This is a genomic window from Thioalkalivibrio sp. (assembly GCF_041690275.1).
Lineage (GTDB): Bacteria > Pseudomonadota > Gammaproteobacteria > Ectothiorhodospirales > Ectothiorhodospiraceae > Thioalkalivibrio.
In genome coordinates this window covers 15,012-16,904 of the sequence record NZ_JAWLHP010000005.1, presented here as the reverse complement: position 1 = coordinate 16,904, position 1,893 = coordinate 15,012, and the positions used below count along the sequence as shown (strand labels likewise).

The 1,893-nt window shown below is 65.3% G+C and carries 3 protein-coding genes; 2 read left to right on the top strand and 1 reads right to left on the bottom strand.

The genetic code is table 11. From position 1 onward, the window contains the following. Window positions 1-336: 336 nt before the first annotated feature. Window positions 337-909: a CPBP family intramembrane glutamic endopeptidase gene (locus tag ACESMN_RS01485; RefSeq protein WP_373051814.1), complete on the bottom strand. Its 573-nt coding sequence runs from the start codon at window positions 907-909 to the stop codon at window positions 337-339. A 328-nt stretch (window positions 910-1,237) separates the two neighbouring features. Here ACESMN_RS01485 and ACESMN_RS01480 point away from each other — a divergent pair, with 328 nt between their 5' ends. Together ACESMN_RS01480 and ACESMN_RS01475 are read left to right on the top strand one after the other, a co-directional pair. Next, complete coding sequence (locus tag ACESMN_RS01480; protein ID WP_373051813.1) at window positions 1,238-1,567, top strand: hypothetical protein; 330 nt, start codon at window positions 1,238-1,240, stop codon at window positions 1,565-1,567. Window positions 1,568-1,626: 59 nt separating this feature from the next. Further along, on the top strand, window positions 1,627-1,893 hold a 267-nt coding region (locus ACESMN_RS01475), incomplete at its 3' end, for a hypothetical protein (protein ID WP_373051812.1).

The window sequence follows — 1,893 nt, the reverse complement described above, 5'->3', positions numbered from 1 at the left end:
TACGCACCGGATCGCAGGCAGATGCGGATCACGACCCCCTCGTACAGCGCCTGTGGTGGGCCCTCTGCGCTTGGCCCACCCTACGCACCGGATCGCAGGCAGATGCGGATCACGACCCACTCGTACAGGCCGTAGGGTGGGCAAAACGAAGTGTGCCCACCACCGACCGGCAGGGTCAGAACCGTGGGCCCGCTGCGCTTGGTCCGCCATACGCACCGGTTCGCCGGTAGGTGCGGATCACAACGCCCTCGTACAGCCCGTAGGGTGGGCAAAACGAAGTGTGCCCACCACCGACCGGCAGGGTCAGAACGGTGGGCCCGCTGCGCTTGGCCCACCCTACGCACCGGATCGCAGGTAGATGCGGATCACGATCCAGTCGTACAGCGCATGGGTGATCCCCACCACCACCAGATTCCCCGTGACGTGATAGACCACGCCGAGGTAGATCCCGATCAGGGTGGCAAAGAGAAAGTAGAACCCGGAGATGTAGTGCGCGAGCCCGAAAACGATCGCGGCCAGCAGAATCGCCAGTGCCACGGGCAGATGTTCCGCGAGCCCACCCTGCAGCACGCCACGCAGCAGCATCTCTTCCCCGAAGCCTGCCAGGAGTGACAGCAGCGCCACCGAACCGGCCGGCGCATCCCGAAACAGCGTCTGCAGGAAATCGCGCACCTGGGCCTCCAGCACCCGATACACCCGCAGCCCGCTGCCCGCCAGCAACGCCAGCAGGCCCAGCATCGGCAGGGTGGCGAGCACGCCCATCGCAACCGCATCGACCGTCCATTCGAAGCGACCGAGCACCGGTATGCCGAGCAGGACACCGAGCAAGAGCGCAAGGGGGATCAGTGCCGCCTGGAAGAGCATCCCCGCCCGCAACGGGTGGCGTTGCACCAATTGGCGCAGGTCCATTCGCATCCCTCCTTCCGACGTGAGCCGAATGCCTCCCACGATAACCCATGCGCCCTCCGCTCCTGACCGGAGGCCGAATCCGGGTCCATGGCTGACGCCACGCGGCGGGAGCAGGAGAGGACGGGTCGGCATTCCTTCCGTTCAGAGAGGGTTCAGACGCCTCCCCCTATCCTGAGTCCGACCTCGGGGAAGAACCCGGGTCCGGCAGAAGGCGCCAGCGCGGTTCTGCCGTTGCGGTGTCCGGCTCGTGGAGGCCATTCAACCATCCGGAACGCCGGAAACCCTGCAAGAGACACTCACTGAAGGCAGCAACCAGGAGAACCTGAAGATGAAAGACGCCAAGACCCCGATCCTGCCGCTCGCGCTTGCCGCGGCTTCCCTTTTTGCATTGACCGCCGGCCCGGTTTCCGCCGCGGGCAGCAATATGAACACCACCATCCAGGAAGGTCGCATCAACACCAACGACACCCGGCAGATCGGGTCCCTGAACGACAACGCGACCTATCAGGAAGGCCGTGACAACGCCAACCGCACCCGGCAGCGGGGCGATCACAACTGGAACCAGTCGGGCCAGTTCGGGCGTTACAACTACAACGAGACCCATCAGTACGGCTTCACCAACCGGAGCCACCTCACCCGCGGTCGCGGGCGCAACTGACCTCGGACGGCGCCCGCCCGCCGGGCGCCGCAACCCGCGAAACCCAGAGAGGCATACCCATGAAGAACCCGATTCCGATCCTCGGCCTGGCTGCGCTGCTGCTGTCACCGCTCGCCGCCGCCACCGTACCGGGCGAGCGCAGCCAGGGCCCCTGTTTCCAGGTGAACATTCAGAACGACTCGCAGAATCGTTCCAGCCTGCGCCAGAACTGCGACATGAATTTCGCACGAACCGTCCAGGCCGGCCCGGACAACGAGGCACGCACGGAACAGCGCGGATACATCAACAGCAGCAAGGTCAGGCAGTACCGCAGTCCCTCCTACCGC